This window comes from Actinosynnema sp. NPDC059335 (genome assembly GCF_042752395.1).
Lineage (GTDB): Bacteria > Actinomycetota > Actinomycetes > Mycobacteriales > Pseudonocardiaceae > Actinosynnema.
In genome coordinates this window covers 25586-28432 of sequence record NZ_JBHYXZ010000068.1, presented here as the reverse complement: position 1 = coordinate 28432, position 2847 = coordinate 25586, and the positions used below count along the sequence as shown (strand labels likewise).

General features: G+C 75.5%; 4 protein-coding genes. All 4 read right to left on the bottom strand.

Features of this window, described 5'->3' with window-relative positions:
- Nucleotides 1–12: 12 nt before the first annotated feature.
- From ACFXGA_RS21650 to ACFXGA_RS21635, 4 genes are read right to left on the bottom strand one after another with little or no spacing between them, the layout of a single operon-like run.
- Nucleotides 13–396, bottom strand: coding sequence for a hypothetical protein (locus ACFXGA_RS21650; protein ID WP_378090582.1), 384 nt, complete (start codon nt 394–396; stop codon nt 13–15).
- Nucleotides 397–422: 26 nt separating this feature from the next.
- Nucleotides 423–1415: a transporter gene (locus ACFXGA_RS21645; RefSeq protein WP_378090580.1), complete on the bottom strand. Its 993-nt coding sequence runs from the start codon at nt 1413–1415 to the stop codon at nt 423–425.
- Nucleotides 1412–2281 carry an ABC transporter ATP-binding protein gene (locus tag ACFXGA_RS21640; RefSeq protein WP_378090578.1) on the bottom strand — a complete coding sequence of 290 codons (870 nt, stop codon included), beginning with the start codon at nt 2279–2281 and terminating at the stop codon, nt 1412–1414. Before ACFXGA_RS21640 ends, ACFXGA_RS21645 begins: the two co-directional genes overlap by 4 nt.
- Nucleotides 2278–2670, bottom strand: a complete 393-nt coding sequence (locus ACFXGA_RS21635; RefSeq protein ID WP_378090576.1) for a GntR family transcriptional regulator — start codon at nt 2668–2670, stop codon at nt 2278–2280. The genes ACFXGA_RS21640 and ACFXGA_RS21635 overlap by 4 nt, the downstream gene beginning before the upstream one ends.
- Nucleotides 2671–2847 lie beyond the last annotated feature (177 nt).

Below are 2847 nucleotides of genomic sequence, written 5' to 3'. Positions count from 1 at the left end.
AACCACCTGCGGCTAGAGGGGCGGCGGGCCCCAGTCACCCGCGTCCACGACGGAGTTCGTCCGGACCGCGCTCAGCGCGTCGGGCGGCACGGTGGTGACGCCGGCCTCCTCCAGCACCGCCGCCGACTCGACGGGCGTCAGGTACTGCTTCCTCGGCCCGCGGTCGGACGCCGCCGGGTAGAACAACGACACCATCAGCTCCCGCGCGCCCGCGGACGGCACCCACGGGTCGGGCCGGGTGGTGTCCCGCAGGTGCAGCGCGGTCGTGCCGACGGGCTGCCGCCCGGTCGGCGCGGGCAGGCGCGGCGCCGGGTCGGCGGTGGTGTCGGCGCCCGCCGGGGCCGGGGTCGCGGCCGTCAGCAGGGCCAGTGCGACCAGGAACGCGAACTGACGCATGGTCTCCCCCTCGTTCGGTGTGATCTTCAGGACAGGTGGCGCAGGCGGCGGAAGCAGAACCACGTCAGCGGCGCCGACACCGCGAGGAACAACGCCAGTTCGAGCCACTGGAGCGCCCAGAACCGGCCGGCCGGGTGGTAGGCGAGGCGCTGGTGGTAGCCGAGGTCGGACAGGCCCGCGAAGCACGCGCGGATCCGCCCCAGGTCCAGCCGCGCCTCGGCGTCGGGCGGCGACGACGGCAGGCAGTGGCGCACGGCCTCGGGCAACGGGCGGACCGCGACGCCGTTCGCGTCCACGGTCTCGTTGACCAGCACCCACGCGCCGCCGGGCTCCCGCACGGTCAGCGACTCGGGCACCTCGCCGCCGGAGCCCTCCTCCGTCCGGATGCCGGCGATGCTCTGCGCGGTGATCGCGACCGGCTCCTCGGTCGGCGGCAGCAGGTGCGGGCGCACCGCGTACGGCACGACGACCTGCACGGCGGCGAACAGGACGAGCGTCACGGCCATGGCGGGCAGGGTGCGGCGCACCAGGACCGCGACCGCGACGGCCAGCACGAACGCGAACACCGCGTACCCGACGGGCGCGATGCCCCTGGCCGCGAACACCACGGGGGCCAGGCGCCGGCCCACGTTGCCCTGGCGCTCCGGCCCGACGTCGGTGTCGATCGGGTCGGCCCACCACGTCACCACCAGGCTGAGCAGGCCGGCGGTGAGCGCGGCGGCCGGCACGCCGACGCCGAGCTTGACCGCGAGCCACCGGGTGCGCGTGACGCTCTGGCTCCACACCAGGTTGTGCGTGCCCGCCTCCAGCTCGCGGGTGATCATCGGCACGGCCCAGAACACGGCGAGCAGCGCGGGCAGCACGTGCACGGCGACCAGGCCGCCGCTGTAGAGGGTCTCGTGGTCGTCGAGCGTGCCCCGTCCCGGCCGCGTGGCCACGAGCACGACGGCGATCAGCACGATCGCCGCGTGCACCGAGACCACCGGCAAGCGGAGCTGCCGCCAGGCCAGCCAGGTCATCGGACGACCCCCAGGGCCGGGCGGCTCAGGTAGGCCAGCACCAGGTCCTCCAGGTCCGGCTCGCCGACGTCCCACGCGGGGTCGAGGATCGGGCCCTCGGTGCGGACGAGCACGGTGGTCTGGCGGTCGGTGTGGCGGGCGGAGACGACCTGCTGGTCCGCGGGCAGGGTGCGCACGTCGCGCCGCGGCCCGGTCAGCCTGCGGTGCGTGGCGAGCAGGCGGTCCACCTCGCCGGTGAGCCGGACCTCGGCGTCCACCAGCACGACCAGGTGGTCGCAGACGCGTTCCAGGTCGGCGATCAGGTGCGAGGACAGCACCACGCCCAGCCCGTGCTCGGCCACGGCCTCCATGAGGTCCTGGAGGAACTCGCGCCGGGCCAGCGGGTCGAGCGAGGCGACCGGCTCGTCCAGGAGCAGCAGCTCGGGGCGCTTGGCGACGCCGAGGGTGAGCGCGACCTGGGCGCGCTGGCCGCCGGACAGCTTCCCCGCGGGCCGCGCCGGGTCCAGCCCGAGCCGGGCGATCCGGTCGCGGGCGAGCCGGTCGTCCCAGCCGGGGTTGAGCCGCGCGCCCAGCCGCAGGTGCTCCTCGACGGTCAGGTGCGCGTAGAGGGGCGTGTGCTGCGCGACGAAGCCGACCTTGGCCAGTTGCGCCGGCCCGCTGCCCGGCACGCCGCCGCACACCTCGATCGTGCCGGCGGAGGGCGTCAGCATCCCCGCGGCGAGGCCGAGCAGCGTGGACTTGCCCGCGCCGTTCGGGCCGACCAGCCCGGTCACGTGCCCGGCCGGGACGTCCAGCGTGCAGTCGGCCAGCGCCCACCGCCGCCGGTACGCCTTGCCCAGCCCCCTGGTGCTCAACGCCGCCGTCACGCTGTGTCCTCCTGGGCGGCGGAGCGGAACGTGGTCGTGAACAACGCCTCGATGCCCTCCTCGTCCAACCCGGCGCGGCGCGCCTTGGCGAGCCAGCGCCGCAGGTCCTGCCGCAGCGGGGCGATCGCGGCCGGCGGCGCGCCGGAGAGCGTGGCGGTCACGAACGTGCCCACGCCGGGACGGGCCGCGACCAGGCCGTCGTGCTCCAGCTCCCGGTAGGCCTTGAGCACCGTGTTCGGGTTGATCGCGAGGTCGGCCACCACGTCCTTCACCTTGGGCAGCCGGTCGCCCTCGCGCAGCAGCCCGAGGCGCAGCGCGTGCCGCACCTGCCGGACGAGCTGCTGGTACGGCGACAGGCCCGACCCGCCGTCCAGGTGGAACCGGATCACGACTACCTCCATTTATCTAGCTACCTAGCACTATAGATAGCTAGTGAGGTGCTGTCGAGAGGCGCGCACAACGCAGCGGGGGGGGGGGGGGGGCCCCCCCCCCCCGCCCCCCCCCCGGTTGCCACCCCCGGTGGGAGCAACCCCCCCCCCCCCCCCCGCCCGGTGGGGGGGGCCGCC